The organism is Planococcus sp. TJ-302, from assembly GCF_058268455.1.
Genome location: NZ_JBZDOI010000001.1, coordinates 903,729 through 920,603, shown reverse-complemented (window position 1 = coordinate 920,603; position 16,875 = coordinate 903,729). Strand labels below are relative to the sequence as shown.

The window sequence follows — 16,875 nt, the reverse complement described above, 5'->3', positions numbered from 1 at the left end:
GATAAAATAATGGGTAACGAGTTATTAGATGCATTAGATGCATTAGAAAAACAAAAAGGTATTTCTAGGGATGTATTGATTGAAGCGATCGAAGCTGCTTTGGTCACTGCGTATAAACGCAATTTCAACCAAGCACAGAATGTACGTGTTGACTTGAATCTGGATACTGGCACAATGCTGGTTTATTCCCGCAAAGATGTAGTTGAAGAAGTTGAAGATGAGCGCCTGCATATCTCTCTTGAAGATGCCAAAGCGGTTAACCCGGCTTACGAACTTGGCGATATAGTCGAACAAGAAGTGACGCCGCGCAATTTCGGGCGCATCGCTGCCCAGACGGCTAAACAAGTTGTTACGCAGCGTGTACGCGAAGCGGAACGCGGATTGATCTTCGAAGAGTTCGTCGATCGCGCTGACGATATCGTCAACGGCATCGTGGAACGCATGGATGCGCGCAATCTATATGTCGGTTTAGGCAAAGTTGAAGCGGTGCTACCGCAGACAGAGCAAATGCCAAACGAATCTTACCAGCCGCACGACCGCATCAAAGTTTACATTACAAAAGTTGAACGCACGACGCGCGGACCGCAAGTTTTTGTATCACGGACACATCCGGGATTATTGCGCCGGCTTTTTGAAAATGAAGTTCCTGAAATTTATGAAGGAATTGTCGAGATCAAATCGATTGCACGTGAAGCGGGAGACCGTTCGAAGATTTCAGTTGTTGCACACCGTGATGACATTGATCCAGTCGGATCTTGCGTCGGAGCCAAAGGTGCCCGGGTGCAAACAATCGTCAACGAGTTAAGCGGCGAAAAAATCGATATCGTTGAATGGTCTGAAGAACCTGTGATCTTTGTGGCGAATGCATTGAGCCCTTCTAAAGTTCTTGATGTCCAAGTCAACGCCGACGAAAAATCGACGACTGTCGTCGTACCGGATTACCAATTGTCATTGGCAATCGGCAAACGGGGCCAAAATGCACGCCTAGCAGCGAAGTTGACTGGCTGGAAAATCGATATCAAGAGTGAGACGGATGCGCGTGAAATGGGTATCTACCCTAATGAGAACGCGTCGATTGAAAAAGTCGAAACGGATGAAGACTTTGAAGACTTCGATTTTTACGGTGAAAAAGAATAATCAGGAAAAGGTGATGTCCGTTGGCTCTGCAAAAGAAAATTCCATTACGGAAGTGTGTAGCTACAGGCGAGATGCATCCTAAAAAAGAAATGATCCGGATTGTGCGGAGCAAAGAAGGCGAAGTTTCTGTCGATTTGACCGGCAAGAAATCGGGTCGCGGCGCTTATGTTTCAAAGTCGGAATCGGCGATTGAAATTGCACGCAAAAAGAAAGTATTGGACAATCAGCTGGAAACGAAAGTACCGGCTGAAATTTACGACGAATTGATTCGCGTTGTCCAAAGAGAGCAGTTGAAGCAATAGTGAATAAAGATAAAATCCTGCAATTACTGGGATTGGCTACCCGAGCTCGGATGACGATAACCGGGGAAGAAATGACAGTGAATGAAGTGCGTAAAGGAAAAGTGAAATTGGTCATTTTGTCCGAAGACGCTTCAAAAAACACCAGCAAAAAATTGCATGATAAATGCAAATCTTATAATGTCGACCTCGAAGTGTTCGGAACGCGTTTCGAATTGGGGCATGCAATCGGCAAGGCAGAGCGTGTAACAGTAGCGATAACTGATGCAGGCTTTGCGAAGAAAATTAAGAATTTGATTGATGAAAATAACCGGGGGTGAGCAGATGACCAAAATTCGAGTACATGAGTACGCTAAAAAAGTAGATAAGCCAAGCAAAGAAATCATTCAGCAGTTATCCAAGCTGAATATTGAGGTTGCCAACCATATGGCGACATTGGAAGATAATGCTGTGACAAAATTGGACGGCATTTATAAAAACTCTGCACAGGGGCAGCGCCCGCAAACACAGAGCCGTCCGCAAACTGGCACGCAATCACGCCCACAAGGCCAAAGCCAGTCACGTCCGCAAAGCGGCGGGCAATCACGTCCGCAAGGCCAAGGCCAATCACGTCCGCAAACTGGTGGACAATCACGTCCACCAAGCCAAGGCCAATCGCGTCCGCAAAGCGGTGGGCAGTCACGTCCAACAAGCGGTGGGCAATCACGTCCGCAAACTGGCGGACAAGGTGGTCAGAGCCGCTCTTCTGCAGCTCCGGCAAAAGGCTCCAACTTTACACCGAAAGCGGCTAAACCGACAGCAGGCCCAGGACAGCGCAATAACCGTCCAGGCGGCGGCGGTCCAGGACGCGGCGGACAAAACCGCAACCGCAAAGGCAAAAATCAGCAGCAGCAGCCTGTAAATCCGCTGCCGCCGATGCCGAAGAGAGAAAAAGAATTGCCAGCTAAAATTACGTTCAGCGAGTCATTGACTGTTGGCGAATTAGCGAAAAAATTAGGGCGCGAGCCGTCTGAAATCATCAAAAAATTATTCATGCTCGGCGTTATGGCTACCATTAACCAAGAGCTAGATAAAGATGCTATCGAATTGATCTGTGCTGAATATGAAGTGGAAGTTGAAGAAGAAATCTTGGTTGATAAATCCGACCTTGAAGTCTACTTCGAGCCTGAAGACGAAGCGCTTCAACAAGAGCGTCCACCAGTTGTTACAATCATGGGACACGTTGACCATGGTAAAACCACCTTGCTGGATTCGATCCGCAACACGAAAGTGACAGCTGGCGAAGCTGGCGGAATCACGCAGCATATCGGTGCATATCAGGTTGTTGACAATAGCAAAAAAATCACGTTCCTTGATACTCCTGGACACGCAGCGTTCACTACAATGCGTGCACGTGGAGCAAAAGTGACTGACATTGCAATTATCGTCGTAGCTGCTGATGACGGCGTTATGCCTCAGACGGTAGAAGCGATCAACCATGCGAAAGCTGCAGAAGTTCCGATCATCATCGCGGTCAACAAAATGGATAAGCCAAGTGCGAACCCTGACCGGGTCATGCAAGAATTGACTGAGCACGGACTTGTGCCGGAAGCATGGGGCGGCGAAACGATTTTTGTTCCGATTTCTGCCCTTAAAGGCGAAGGCATCGACTCGCTTCTAGAAATGATCCTGCTTGTTTCTGAAGTCGGTGAATTGAAAGCGAATCCTGCCCGCCGTGCAATCGGTACTGTAATTGAAGCTGAGCTTGATAAAGGCCGCGGTTCAGTTGCTACCTTGCTTGTACAAGATGGCACGCTCAACGTTGGAGATCCAATCGTTGTCGGCAACACTTACGGACGCGTCCGTGCAATGGTCAATGACCTTGGACGCCGCGTTAAAGACGCAGGCCCATCTACACCTGTTGAAATTACAGGATTGAACGATGTGCCACAAGCGGGCGACCGTTTCGTTGTCTTCGAAGACGAGAAAACTGCGCGTCAAGTAGGCGAAACTCGTGCGACTTCAGCGCTTCAAGTACAGCGTTCTGAGAAAACACGTGTTACTCTCGATAACCTATTCGACCAGTTGAAGCAAGGTGAAATGAAAGAATTGAACTTGATCGTCAAAGCTGACGTGCAAGGTTCGGTTGAAGCGATGGCTGCTTCATTGATGAAAATCGATGTTGAAGGCGTTAATGTTAAAATCATCCACACCGGCGCAGGCGCCATTACGGAATCAGACGTTGCTCTAGCAGCAGCATCAAATGCAATTGTCATCGGCTTTAACGTACGTCCTGACATTAACGCAAAACGTGCTGCAGAAGCAGAAGGCGTAGATATCCGCCTGCACCGCATCATTTATAAAGTAATCGAAGAAATTGAATTTGCAATGAAAGGGTTATTGGACCCTGAGTTCGAAGAGAAAATTATCGGCCAAGCCGAAGTGCGCAGCACATTCAAAGTCTCTAAAGTCGGGACAATTGCCGGAAGCTATGTAATAGAAGGCAAAATCACCCGCGACAGCGGCGTCCGCGTCATCCGTGAAGGCATCGTCGTATTTGAAGGCGAGATCGATACGTTGAAACGATTTAAAGACGATGCAAAAGAAGTTGCAAAAGGCTACGAATGTGGTATCACGATTAAAAACTTCAATGATGTCAAAGAACTAGATATCATCGAAGCCTATATCATGGAAGAAATCGAACGTAAATGATTCTCTACATGGAATGTGAATTCTTCATTCCGGTAGCCCATTCGTTAAAAGAAAAGCGGTCAGTGGTAAAAAGCATGCTGACCCGCTCAAGACAGAAATTCAACGTTTCCGGTGCGGAAATTGATCACCAGAACGTCTGGCAGCGAACGCGTCTTGCATTTGTGACTGTGTCTTCATCGAAAGATGTAGCAGACAAAGAAATCGAGCGCGTCCTGCACTTTCTGGAAAGCAATCCCGCCTGGGAATGCCTTGAAATCCATCAAGAATATTTGTAAGAACGAGGTGAAGTAAAAATGACTATGCGCTCTAATCGTGTAGGCGAGCAAATGAAAAAAGAGCTTAGCGACATTATCAGCCGTAAATTGAAAGATCCGCGCATCGGTTTTGTAACCGTGACGGATGTGGAAGTTACAGGCGATCTTCAACAGGCAACTGTTTATATCAGCGTGCTTGGTGATGACAAAATGAAAGAACAAACTTTGCTCGGCTTGTCTAAGTCAAAAGGATTTATCCGTTCTGAAATCGGACAGCGGATCCGGCTGCGCAAAACGCCGGAATTGTCGTTTGAATTCGACACCTCTGTAGCATACGGGAACCGGATCGATTCGCTATTGCGTGAAATCAAAGAACCGAAAGAAGAACAATGATCCAACCCGAAGCCTGCTGTCTAATTTTTCTTAGATCAGCAGGCTTTTTTTGTGGAAGATGCAACAGCCGCCGAGTAAAGGCGTCAGAATAAAAGGCTGGGAGCTGAAAAAGATGGAATTGAATGGTGTTCTTCCTTTATGGAAAGAAAAAGGCATGACTTCACATGATTGTGTATTCAAATTGAGGAAAATCCTCAAAACAAAAAAAGTCGGCCATACCGGAACATTGGATCCGGATGTGGATGGCGTCCTGCCGATCTGCATCGGACGTGCGACAAAAGTGGCTGAATACATCACGGACCAAGGCAAAGCTTACGAAGCTGAAGTAACAATCGGCTATTCGACTGAAACTGAAGATGTGAGCGGTGCGGTTGTTGAAACGGACGACAGCGATAAGATGGTGACACGCGAACAGCTGCTGGCGGTGCTGCGGAGCCTGACAGGTGTTATCACGCAGATTCCTCCTATGTATTCAGCGGTGAAGGTCAACGGCAAGAAACTGTATGAATATGCGCGCCAGGGAATTCCTATAGAGCGCCCTGAGCGGAAGGTCCGCATCGATTCGATCGAATTGCTGGATGATGCAAAGGAATGGAGCGGCCAGGAATTGAAATTCTCGATTTTTATCCGCTGCGGCAAAGGCACTTATATTCGCACATTGGCGGTTCAAATCGGCGAAGCACTTGGCTATCCAGCGCACATGTCGAATTTGAGGCGTACCGAATCGGGCAAATTCAAAGCGGCAGATTGCTTTACGCTTGCTGAAGTGGCTGAAATTGCCCAAAATGGAGATATCGGCACGATTCTGAAACCCTTAAGCTACGGTTTAGGAGAGTTCCCTGAAACTGAGATTGAAGCAGATTTACTGTTCGGCATCAAGAACGGCCAAGTGCTAGACCGCCATCCACTAATGGCCGAACATGAATTTCTCGTGTTTACTGTCAAAGGTGAGCCGGTTGCGCTGTACAAGCGCCATCCAGATAAAGCGGATAAGATGAAGCCCGAAAAAATGTTCGGATTTCCCGAAATCAACGAGGTGTAAGATGAAAATAATCCATTTAAGCTACCCGAATCACGTTAAACCTTCAGAAAATCTTGGCGCTATTTCGCTGGCGCTCGGTTTTTTTGACGGCGTACATAAAGGGCATCAAAAAGTCATCGGCGAAGCCATCCGAATTGCCGGAGGCCTCCATGCCAAATCCGCTGTCATGACGTTCGATCCCCACCCCTCACTTGTACTCGGCGGCAGAAAAGAAGAAGTCTTCTATATTACGCCGATGCAGGAAAAGATGGAGATCCTGAGTGAAATGGGCGTAGACATCTGCTTTATCGTCCGATTCACTTCTGACTTTGCGCAGCTGACTCCTGTACAATTCGTCCAGCACTTTATCAAGGATTTAGGTGTGGTGCATGTGACAGCCGGATTCGATTATTCATTCGGCTGCAAGGGCCAAGGCAATATGCAGCTGATGCAGGAAATGGCGGAAGGTGCATTTGGCATTACCATTATCCAAAAGCAGGAAGACAGCGAAGAGAAAATCAGTTCGACACGGATCCGCAGCTTGTTGAAGTCTGGTGAAGTCGGCGAAGTATGCCGGCTTCTCGGGCGGCCGTTCCGCATATCCGGGACGGTTGTCAATGGCGATAAACGCGGACGGACGATCGGATTCCCGACCGCGAACGTCGAGCAGGAAATCGGCACTTTCGTTCCCGGGCGCGGCGTTTATGCTGTCCGGATTTGGGTGCAAGGAACAGTTTACGACGGAGTTTGCAACGTCGGCTTCAAACCGACGTTCAACAACCCCGATGAGAAAAGGCTCAGCGTCGAAGTCCACATCCTGGAATTCGATAAGAACATTTACGGAGAAATGGTCCTTGTGGACTGGTACGCGCGCATCCGTGACGAGCAAAAGTTTTCCGGCATTGAAGAACTGAAAAGCCAGATCCAGCGCGATAAAGAAACGGCAATTGAATTTTTTAAATCCCAAGGCTGATTGACAGTGTTGATTTTGCCTGGGGCATATGCTATGATTTGTGAGTACTGAAACAGTACGAACCATTGCTTGGCAAATCGAATCACCAACGTTTGCTCAGTAATAGGGGATATCAGAAATTAGGAGGTGGACACAGTATGGCAATCACTCAAGAGCGTAAAAATGAATTGATCAGTGAATACAAAGTGCACGATACAGATACTGGATCTGCACATATTCAAATCGCCATTCTTACAGAAGACATCAACAACTTGAACGAACATTTGCGTACCCACAAGAAAGATCACCACTCACGCCGTGGACTTTTCAAAATGGTAGGACGCCGTCGTAACTTGCTTAAATACTTGCGCGAGAACGATGTACAAGGTTACCGTGACTTGATCGCGAAACTTGGCTTGCGCCGATAATAACAACCAGAAAAAAGCGGGATTCGTCCCGCTTTTTCTTTATGCATAAAAAATTCAACATTCAATCGCATGATGAATGCTTTTTTGATACACTACTAGAAGATACATAAAGAGGAAATTCGCTCAGAAAGCACCTTTACCAGGGCTTAACTGAGGATGAAACATTGTAAGAGAGAGGAGCTCGATTATGGAGCAAACTAAAAAAGTCTATACATTCGATTGGGCTGGCCGCACATTGCAGGTCGAAGTCGGTCAATTAGCTAAACAAGCAAACGGAGCAGCATTAATCCGCTACGGCGATACAGCAGTGCTTTCCACTGCAACTGCTTCAAAAACGCCAAAGCCATTGGATTTCTTCCCGCTCACAGTCAACTATGAAGAGCGCCAATATGCTGTCGGCAAAATCCCAGGCGGTTTCATCAAACGTGAAGGGCGCCCTTCTGAAAAAGCGACGCTCATCAGCCGTTTAATCGATCGTCCGATCCGTCCATTATTCCCAGACGGCTTCCGCAACGAAGTGCAAGTCATTTCAATGGTAATGTCTGTTGACCAGGATTGCCCGTCAGAAATGGCCGCAATGTTCGGTTCTTCATTGGCATTGATGATTTCAGATATTCCTTTTGACGGACCGATTGCTGGAGTCATCGTCGGTATGGTTGACGGAAATTACATCATCAATCCGACCAATGACCAATTGGCGCAAAGCTCGATCAACTTGACAGTTGCCGGAACAAAAGATGCAATCAACATGGTAGAAGCGGGAGCGAAAGAAGTTTCTGAAGAAGTCATTTTGGAAGCAATCATGTTCGGCCACGAAGAAATCAAAAAGTTGATCGCTTTCCAGGAAGAGATTGCTGCAGAAGTTGCCAAAGAGAAAACGGCGATTCAATTGTATGAATTGGACCCGATCTTAATGGAAGAAATCAGATCGACCGTTGAAGCAGATTTGATTGCTGCTGTCCAAGTAAGCGAAAAGCAGGAGCGCAATGACGCGATTGCTGCAGTCAAAGAACGCGTGTTGGAAACTTATGCAGATTCTGATGACGCAGTGAAGAAACAAGCTGGTCAAATTTTGGATAAAATGGTCAAAGATGAAGTGCGCCGCTTGATTACGGATGAAAAAATCCGTCCAGATGGCCGAACGCCTTCTGAAATCCGTGCGCTGTCTTCTGAAATCGGCCTATTGAACCGCACACACGGTTCAGGTTTGTTCACACGCGGGCAAACGCAAGCGATGAGCATTTGTACACTAGGTGCACTTGGCGATGTCCAGATCATCGACGGCCTTGGCCTCGAGGAATCGAAGCGTTTCATGCATCATTATAATTTCCCGTTGTTCTCAGTAGGTGAGACTGGGTTCCTGCGCGGCCCTGGCCGCCGTGAAATCGGACACGGGGCTCTTGGGGAACGCGCACTTGAAGCGGTTCTGCCAAGCGAAAAAGATTTCCCATACGCAATCCGCTTAGTTGCGGAAGTATTGGAATCGAACGGCTCCACTTCACAGGCAAGCATCTGTGCTTCAACATTGGCTATGATGGATGCAGGCGTGCCGATTACTGCGCCTGTTGCCGGAATCGCTATGGGCCTTGTGAAAAAAGGCGAAAACTATACAGTCTTATCCGATATTCAAGGAATGGAAGATTACCTTGGAGATATGGACTTTAAAGTAGCAGGCACAGCTAAAGGCATTACTGCACTTCAAATGGACATTAAAATCGATGGCCTCTCACGCGACATTCTAGAAGAAGCTTTATCTCAGGCACAAGTCGGCAGAATCCACATTTTGGAATCTATGCTAGCTACGATTTCTGAGCCAAAAGCTCATCTGTCTAAATTTGCGCCGAAAATCATCATGGTCAAAATCAATCCGGATAAAATCCGCGATGTAATAGGGCCTGGCGGTAAAGTCATCAACAAAATCATCGAAGAAACAGGCGTTAAGATTGATACAGAGCAAGACGGCACAATCTTCGTTTCATCGGTAAATGAAGAAATGAACGCGAAAGCGAAAGCGATGATCGAAAACATCGTCCGCGAAGCGAAAGTCGGGGAATATTACGAAGGCAAAGTGAAGCGAATTGAAAAATTCGGCGCGTTTGTTGAATTGTTCCCAGGCAAAGACGGACTTCTCCACATTTCTGAAATCCAGGAAGCGCGGACGAAAGAAGTGGAAGATGTCTTGAAACTTGATGACATCCTCAAAGTGAAAGTTGTCGAAATCGACCGCCAAGGCCGTGTGAACTTATCACGCAAGATTGTCTTGAAGGAAGAAAAAGAAGCAGCTGAAAAAGTAGCAGAATAAGAAAAATTTAAAAAATTGCCAGCTCCGGTTGGCAATTTTTTCGCATTAGGAGGAATTTTTCCATGGTTACTATTCATACTTGCGGAAACGGCCTTCGCATTGTTTCCGAATCCATTCCGCATTTCCACTCAGTGGCAGTCGGTGTGTTCGTCAAAGCCGGCTCACGCGACGAATCCCCTGAAGAAAACGGCATTACGCATTTTATTGAGCATATGCTCTTCAAAGGGACGGATACGCGCTCAGCTAAAGACATCGCCAAAGAGTTTGATCGCATAGGCGGCGATATTAACGCCTATACATCAAAAGAATATACATGCTATTATGCGAAAATCCTGGACCACCATGCAGAGCATGCGGTCACAGTACTTGCGGATATGTTCTTCAATTCGAAAATGGACGTTGTGGAAATTGAAAAAGAGCGGCAAGTTGTGCTAGAAGAAATCAGCATGACTGAAGACATGCCGGATGACGATGTCCAGGAGCAGTTATGGCGCGTCATGTATCCTCACCATTCAATGGGCGCACCGATCCTTGGAACAGGCATAACACTGAATAGTTTTACCAAAGACAAGATCCAACATTTTATGGATCGCCATTACACGCCGGATAATACTGTAATCTCTGTCGCAGGGAAAATTACACCGGAACTGATCCGTTTGATTGAAAAACTTTTCGGATCATTCCGCCGGCTGGAAACTGAAAAGAATTATCGCTTCCCGATGTTTACACCTGGCTACTCTTTTAAAACAAAAGAAACCGAACAAGGGCATTTGAGTCTAGGCTATCCGGGCCTGCCTATTACAGATAAGGATATTTTCAATTTCACCGTGTTGAATAATATTGTCGGCGGATCGATGTCGTCGCGCCTTTTCCAGGAAATACGTGAAGAACGCGGTCTCGCCTATTCCGTCTATTCTTACCATTCCGCTTACTCCGACCATGGAACGCTCGCAATCTATGGCGGCACCTCAAATGAACAAATGGATGCGCTGCAGGAAGTGATCATCGCAGAGCTCCAGGAAATCCGCAAAAACGGGCCAACAGCCGAGGAAGTGACGGATTCCAAAGAACAGCTGAAAGGCAATGTGATGCTTGGGCTCGAAAGCACCAGCGCGCGCATGAACCGCAACGGCAAAAATGAACTGCTGCTAAGAAAACATCCGAGCTACGATGAAATCCTAGCCCGCATCGAAGCCGTCTCGCCTGAGCGTGTCACTTCGCTGCTGGAAGTATTCGACGGAGATCCGGCCATCTCCATCATCCGCTCGAAGACAGATGAAGCTTAATCGCAAGCTGTCGATAAAATTAAACAAGTAAGGCAAGTCATGGATTTGCCTTGCTTGTTTTACGAAAGAACCTTTTTTTGAAAACCATCTATAGATGGATGCATTTTGCTATTGGCGAAATGCATTTTTTCAATTAAAGGGGCCGTTCGCAGAGGCGAACGGCTTTTCATATTGGGTTCTTGAACTTGGATCAGAGCGAGACGCTTTTTGGCTATTTCCGGTTAAAATACGGGCAAGTCATGTTAAGCGTCGGTTAACGCTTGTTGATTTTCTGCCACTGCATGTTAACTGTGATTTAGTGCATGTTAAACCGGATTTAACACTGGTTAACGGAAAAGCCTACTATATGAAACCACTTAAGACCATCAAGAAATGGGATACATTTCTATCTTTTATATTCATCTATCAAAAGAAATGTTTTGCTATCAAGAATCACCTTTGAATGAAGCGAAAGGCGGCGAACAAGTTGGTCAAAAGAATTTTGGCCGACTTGTTTGCGACGAAGCGCATAGCGCTGCAACGAACTTTTTGTCCCGAAGCTAGCGCAGCGATGCAGGGACAGGAGCAACGGTTTTCAATGAGACTGAAGCGAAATGAAAAGTTTATGAAAGATACTTGATGAGTAATAGTGAGCGGAATATTCATTGATCTATTCCTCTAGTGAAGTGAATTGTGGTACAATTACGCCAATAATCTTTGAAGGAGCGAGTTGTTTGAAAACATATAATGTAGCAATTATGGGCGCCACGGGTGCAGTTGGACAACAGATGAAAGAGCAATTGGAAAAACGCGATTTTCCAGTGAATACGATAAAATTTCTGGCATCGAGCCGTTCAGCCGGACAGCAAATCGAATTTAAAGGCAATACCTATACAATTGAAGAAGCAAAACCGGAATCGTTTGAAGGCATCGACATTGCATTGTTCAGTGCAGGCGGCAGCATCTCCGAGCAATTTGCACCGGAAGCCGTCAAACGCGGGGCAGTCGTCATCGATAACACTAGCGCTTTCCGCATGAACGCCGACGTGCCGCTCGTCGTGCCGGAAGTAAACCCGGAAGATATCGCGCAACATAAAGGCATCATTGCGAATCCGAATTGCTCAACCATTCAAATGGTGTGCGCATTGCAGCCGCTCAAAGAGCAATATGGCTTGCGGAAAATCGTCGTCTCGACATACCAAGCGGTGTCAGGTGCCGGCATCGGCGCCATCAACGAACTGAAAAGCCAGTCGGCTGATTTTGACAACGCGAAAGACGCCGAAGCGAAAATGCTGCCGGTGAAATCCGCAGAGCACCATTATCCGATCGCGTTCAATGCCATTCCGCAAATTGACAAGTTTACGGATAACGGCTACACATACGAAGAAATGAAAATGATCAACGAAACGAAAAAAATCATGCACGATGACCGCTTAGCGGTTGCCGCGACGTGCGTCCGCCTGCCAGTAGTCACAGGCCACTCAGAATCGGTTTATGTCGAGCTTGAAGGAGCTCCGACAGTCGAAGAAGTAAAACAGGCAATCGCAGGCGCGCCAGGCGTCGTGCTGATGGACGATCCCGCGAACCAGGTTTACCCGATGCCGTTGATGGCAGCTGGACTCGACGAAGTGTTTGTCGGCCGCATCCGCCAAGACCTCGACAACCCGCAGGGCTTCCACCTATGGGTCGTGTCAGACAATCTGGTCAAAGGCGCAGCGCTCAATTCAGTTCAAATCGCCGAGTCGATGATTGAACAAAACATCATTTAACGGCCCTGTGGCCATAGCGTAATCATTCCGAACAAACCGGACAATGCTCCGGTTTGTTTTTTCTTTGGACTGTTACCTGGAATTCCCGTATAATAAAGTCTATGGATATGTACGGGTAAAATTTAGGAGGAAATAAATTGAGTAAAATACAAAATGAAGTAATTAGAGTTATCCCGCTTGGCGGGGTCAGTGAAATCGGCAAGGCCATGTACGTGATTGAAATTGATGAGGACCTGTTCGTAGTGGACAGCGGCCTGATGTTCCCGGAAGATGAAATGCTTGGAATCGATATCGTTATTCCAGACATGACGTTCCTCGAAGAAAACAAAGACCGTGTCAAAGGGATTTTCCTTACGCACGGCCATGAAGATGCAATCGGTTCGATTGCGTATTTAGTGAAAAAAATCCAAGCGCCTGTCTACGGATCGAAATTGACGATTGCGCTTGCAAAAGAGCATATCAAAGAACAGGGTTCTTTGAAGCATGTCAAATTTTTTGAAGTAACAAACAAAAGCCGCATGAATTTCGATAAAACGCACGTAACATTTTTCCATACAACACATAGTATTCCAGACGCTTTGGGCATCGCCTTCCATACATCCGAAGGTGCGATTGTCCATACCGGCGAATTTAAATTCGACCAATCCGTAAGAGGCAGCTACCGTCCGGACATTTCCAAAATGGCGAAATTGGGCGATGACGGCGTATTGTTCCTATTGTCCGATTCAACCGAAGCGGAACGCCCTGGCTATACGACTTCTGAAACGGTGGTTTACGATCATTTATACACTGCGTTTCTTGGAGCGGAAGGCCGGATTTTGGTTTCGTTGTATTCATCCAACTTTATCCGCATCCAGCAAGTTTTCGACCTTGCCCAAAAAACAGGCAAAAAAGTCGCAGTTGCAGGAAAAAGTTTGGAGAACAGCTACGAAGTCGGATTGCGCCTCGGCTATTTGACAGTCGCTGAAGATACGGTCATCTCTTTGAAAGACCTTGAGCAATACCGTGACGAAGAAGTGGTCATCATTGTAACAGGCAACCAAGGAGAGCCGCTTGAAGCATTGGACAAAATGGTCCGCAAGCAGCATAAAGACGTCAAAATCAAAGATACGGATACAGTATTGATCACGTTTACTCCGTCGCCGGGCATGGAAGTTCCAATGTTCCAGACGATGAACAAATTGGCGAAAGCCGGAGCGAAAGTGTTGACTTCCGATAAAAAAGTCCACGTTTCCGGACACGGAAGCCAAGAAGATTTGAAAATGATGTTGAACATGATGAAACCAAAATATTTCATTCCGATCCAAGGTGAATACAAAATGCTGATTGCCCATTCGAAATTGGCGCAGCAAGTCGGTATTCAGAAGTCTGATATCTTTATTGCTGACAAAGGCGATATCGTTGAATACAAAGCGGGCAAAGTACGCATGAGCGGCCGTGTCACTGCAGGCAATGTCCTAATTGACGGCATCGGCATCGGCGACGTAGGGAATATCGTCCTGCGCGACCGCAAGCTTTTGTCCCAAGACGGAATATTTATCGTCGTTGTTACCTTGAACCGCAAAGAGAAGAAAATTGCATCAGGCCCGGAAATGATTTCGCGTGGATTCGTATACGTGCGTGAATCTGAGCAGCTGATGGAAGAGTCCACTCAATTGGTCCGTAAAGTAGTAGACAAATATGTAGTAAAAGATGCTTTTGAATGGAATAACATCAAACAGGAAATTCGTGACACATTGAATTCTTATTTATTCCAGCAAACGAAGCGCCGTCCGATGATCATTCCGATTATTATGGAGTACTAAGAGAGAGACAGGTGAAAGGATTTCCGAACCGATCTAATCGGAGGAAATCCTTTTTCAATTTTGAGGAAATGAGGGATCGTGATGCCACGGGCTCAGGTGAAAAGAAAAACAAAAATACCCGCTAAGAAAAAGCCGGTTTCTAAAAAGAAACAGCCAATGGCGATGATCTGGTATGAAGTCATCGGGCTATTGCTGATCGGAGTCGCCGTGTTGATGGCGTTCCAGCTCGGCATAATTGGCAAGATGCTGTTGAACACAACCGAATTGTTGACGGGGTATTTGGCTATTTTTGTGCCAATCGTGTTGGTAGCAATAGCCATCCACGTTATGGTGAGACGAAGCTGGCCGAAGCCGCGGCTGAAATTTTTAACAAGCGGCTTGTTCGTATTGACAGGAATCTTGCTAATCTGCCATTTGATTTGGGCATCCGGTTCGATTTTGCCAATCACAACAAGCAATGTAATGTCTGAAACGATCAAATCGACGCAACTCACAGGGTCTGTATGGCAAACCTATACTGCAAGCGGCGGCGGAATAATGGGCGCGCTATTGTATGCCATGTTCCATGTGTTATTCGACACAGCCGGCACGTGGATCATTGCGTTGATTCTACTATCGATCGGCGCAATCATCCTTACTGGCAAAACGGCAGCTCCGTACTTAGCAGAAAAAGTGCCAAGCATGCGGCCAGTGCTCGATGGAATCATAAACCGGTTTAAACAAGGCAAACCGAAGCGCATATCCTCGCCGCGCCGCAAAGCGCAGCTGGAACAGCCATTTGAAGCCGATGAAGTGCTGGCTTATGATGAAATTGATGAAACTCCGGAAGTGAAAAGCTTTGAGATGCAAACAGAAGAGCCCATTATTTCAGCGTTTACTGAAAACGTCAAACCAAGAAAAACTGAAACGCCTCCAGAAGCAAAGGGAGAAGCGGAGCCATCACCGGTTTTAAGCGAAGTGAACTTGATGACTACTGCAGAAGAGCTTGAAAATGAAGAATACCAGCTTCCTCCGATTGAATTATTGGACTTGCCTCCGCAGAGCGACCAAAGTGGGGAATACGCGGGCATTCAAAAAAATGCGAAAAAGCTTGAGAAGACGTTCCAGAGTTTCGGCGTTCGCGCTAAAGTGACACAAGTCCATTTGGGCCCAGCGGTCACCAAATACGAAGTGCTGCCGGATACTGGCGTGAAAGTAAGCAAAATTGTCTCTTTGCATGATGATTTGGCGCTGGCGCTGGCAGCAAGGGACATTCGGATTGAAGCGCCGATTCCAGGGAAATCCGCCATCGGCATCGAAGTGCCGAACTCGGAAGTGGCAATTGTGTCATTGCGTGAAGTATTGGAGTCTGAGGAAAACAACAAGCCTGATGCTAAACTGCTGTTCGGCTTAGGGCGCGATGTTACTGGCCAAGCGGTTATGACCGAATTGAACAAAATGCCGCATCTGCTCGTTGCTGGTTCGACGGGCAGCGGGAAATCGGTGTGCATCAACGGCATTATTACGAGCATCATCATGCGCGCTAAGCCACATGAAGTGAAAATGATGATGATTGACCCCAAAATGGTCGAATTGAATGTCTACAACGGCATTCCGCATCTGCTTGCGCCTGTTGTAACCGATCCGCGGAAAGCAGCCCAAGCATTGAAGAAAATCGTTTCTGAAATGGAGCGGCGCTATGAGCTGTTTTCCCATACCGGAACGCGCAATATCGAAGGCTATAATGAATACGTCCGCATCTTCAATGAAGAAAATGAAGACAAACACCCGAAATTGCCGTTCATCGTCGTTATCGTCGATGAGCTTGCCGACTTGATGATGGTCGCTTCGAACGAAGTGGAAGACGCCATTACCCGTTTGGCGCAGATGGCCCGCGCAGCCGGGATCCATCTGATCATCGCGACGCAGCGTCCGAGCGTCAACGTCATTACAGGTGTCATCAAAGCGAATATCCCGTCCCGAATCGCATTTGCGGTCTCGTCCGCAATCGATTCGCGCACCATTTTGGATATGGGCGGCGCAGAGAAATTGCTGGGCCGCGGCGATATGCTGTTTCTAGGTGCCGGACAATCAAAACCGGTCCGCGTGCAAGGCGCGTTCCTGTCTGATTCCGAAGTCGAGAAAATCGTCGACTTCGCTATCGAACAACAGAAAGCGCAATATCAGGAAGATATGATTCCGACTGAAATCGATGAAACAGCTATCGACGAAGAAACAGATGACATTTATGACGAAGCCGTGCAATTGGTTTCCGAAATGCAGACAGCCTCTGTGTCGATGCTGCAGAGAAGGTTCCGCGTCGGTTACTCACGGGCGGCCCGCATCATCGACCAAATGGAGCAGCGCGGCATTGTTGGCCCATACGAAGGCAGCAAACCACGAACCGTATTAGTGCCAAAGCAGGAAGATTATTAAATCTTCCTGCTTTTTTTGTGACAAAATGATTAGAGTTTTTGAAATCTTTGAAATGAAAATCGCAAAATTCGACAAAAGACTATTTATTTCGTTTTGAATTAATGTTATAGTAATTTTGATTAGTAGGAATGTTTTACATCAGAT

General features: G+C 46.9%; 14 protein-coding genes. All 14 read left to right on the top strand.

Annotated features, from left to right (window positions below; translation table 11 throughout):
* The first annotated feature begins 9 nt into the window (after positions 1-9).
* The 14 genes from nusA (at position 10) to AC4EHB_RS04700 (ending at position 16,731) form a co-directional block, all read left to right on the top strand.
* Positions 10-1,137, top strand: coding sequence for a transcription termination factor NusA (gene nusA, locus AC4EHB_RS04765; RefSeq protein WP_490974452.1), 1,128 nt, complete (start codon positions 10-12; stop codon positions 1,135-1,137).
* 20 nt (positions 1,138-1,157) lie between these two features.
* Positions 1,158-1,439 (top strand): RNase P modulator RnpM, encoded by a 282-nt coding sequence (gene rnpM, locus AC4EHB_RS04760; RefSeq protein WP_490974451.1) that lies wholly within the window; start codon positions 1,158-1,160, stop codon positions 1,437-1,439.
* On the top strand, positions 1,439-1,756 hold the full coding sequence (locus AC4EHB_RS04755; protein WP_490980821.1) for a YlxQ family RNA-binding protein: 318 nt from the start codon (positions 1,439-1,441) through the stop codon (positions 1,754-1,756). Before rnpM ends, AC4EHB_RS04755 begins: the two co-directional genes overlap by 1 nt.
* Before the next feature lie 4 nt (positions 1,757-1,760).
* Positions 1,761-4,127 carry a translation initiation factor IF-2 gene (gene infB / locus AC4EHB_RS04750; protein WP_490980820.1) on the top strand — a complete coding sequence of 789 codons (2,367 nt, stop codon included), beginning with the start codon at positions 1,761-1,763 and terminating at the stop codon, positions 4,125-4,127.
* Positions 4,124-4,402, top strand: a complete 279-nt coding sequence (locus tag AC4EHB_RS04745) for a DUF503 domain-containing protein (protein ID WP_490974448.1) — start codon at positions 4,124-4,126, stop codon at positions 4,400-4,402. Before infB ends, AC4EHB_RS04745 begins: the two co-directional genes overlap by 4 nt.
* Positions 4,403-4,420: 18 nt before the next feature.
* A complete protein-coding gene (rbfA, locus tag AC4EHB_RS04740; protein ID WP_490974447.1) occupies positions 4,421-4,774 on the top strand; it encodes a 30S ribosome-binding factor RbfA in 354 nt (117 codons plus the stop codon).
* Positions 4,775-4,886: 112 nt separating this feature from the next.
* Positions 4,887-5,816, top strand: a complete 930-nt coding sequence (truB, locus tag AC4EHB_RS04735) for a tRNA pseudouridine(55) synthase TruB (RefSeq protein WP_490981490.1) — start codon at positions 4,887-4,889, stop codon at positions 5,814-5,816.
* Position 5,817: 1 nt separating this feature from the next.
* The gene (locus AC4EHB_RS04730; protein ID WP_490974446.1) at positions 5,818-6,768 is read left to right on the top strand and encodes a bifunctional riboflavin kinase/FAD synthetase; all 951 of its coding nucleotides are present in this window, start codon (positions 5,818-5,820) and stop codon (positions 6,766-6,768) included.
* 137 nt (positions 6,769-6,905) lie between these two features.
* A complete protein-coding gene (gene rpsO, locus AC4EHB_RS04725) occupies positions 6,906-7,175 on the top strand; it encodes a 30S ribosomal protein S15 (protein WP_135505245.1) in 270 nt (89 codons plus the stop codon).
* Between the two features lie 187 nt (positions 7,176-7,362).
* Positions 7,363-9,477: a polyribonucleotide nucleotidyltransferase gene (pnp, locus tag AC4EHB_RS04720; RefSeq protein WP_490974445.1), complete on the top strand. Its 2,115-nt coding sequence runs from the start codon at positions 7,363-7,365 to the stop codon at positions 9,475-9,477.
* A 62-nt stretch (positions 9,478-9,539) separates the two neighbouring features.
* Positions 9,540-10,763, top strand: coding sequence for a M16 family metallopeptidase (locus AC4EHB_RS04715; protein WP_490974444.1), 1,224 nt, complete (start codon positions 9,540-9,542; stop codon positions 10,761-10,763).
* Positions 10,764-11,500: 737 nt separating this feature from the next.
* Positions 11,501-12,511: an aspartate-semialdehyde dehydrogenase gene (locus tag AC4EHB_RS04710; RefSeq protein ID WP_490975616.1), complete on the top strand. Its 1,011-nt coding sequence runs from the start codon at positions 11,501-11,503 to the stop codon at positions 12,509-12,511.
* A gap of 137 nt (positions 12,512-12,648) precedes the next feature.
* The gene (locus tag AC4EHB_RS04705) at positions 12,649-14,316 is read left to right on the top strand and encodes a ribonuclease J (RefSeq protein ID WP_490974443.1); all 1,668 of its coding nucleotides are present in this window, start codon (positions 12,649-12,651) and stop codon (positions 14,314-14,316) included.
* Positions 14,317-14,397: 81 nt separating this feature from the next.
* Entirely contained in the window at positions 14,398-16,731 is a 2,334-nt protein-coding gene (locus AC4EHB_RS04700; RefSeq protein ID WP_490980819.1) for an FtsK/SpoIIIE family DNA translocase, read from the top strand.
* Positions 16,732-16,875: the final 144 nt, after the last annotated feature.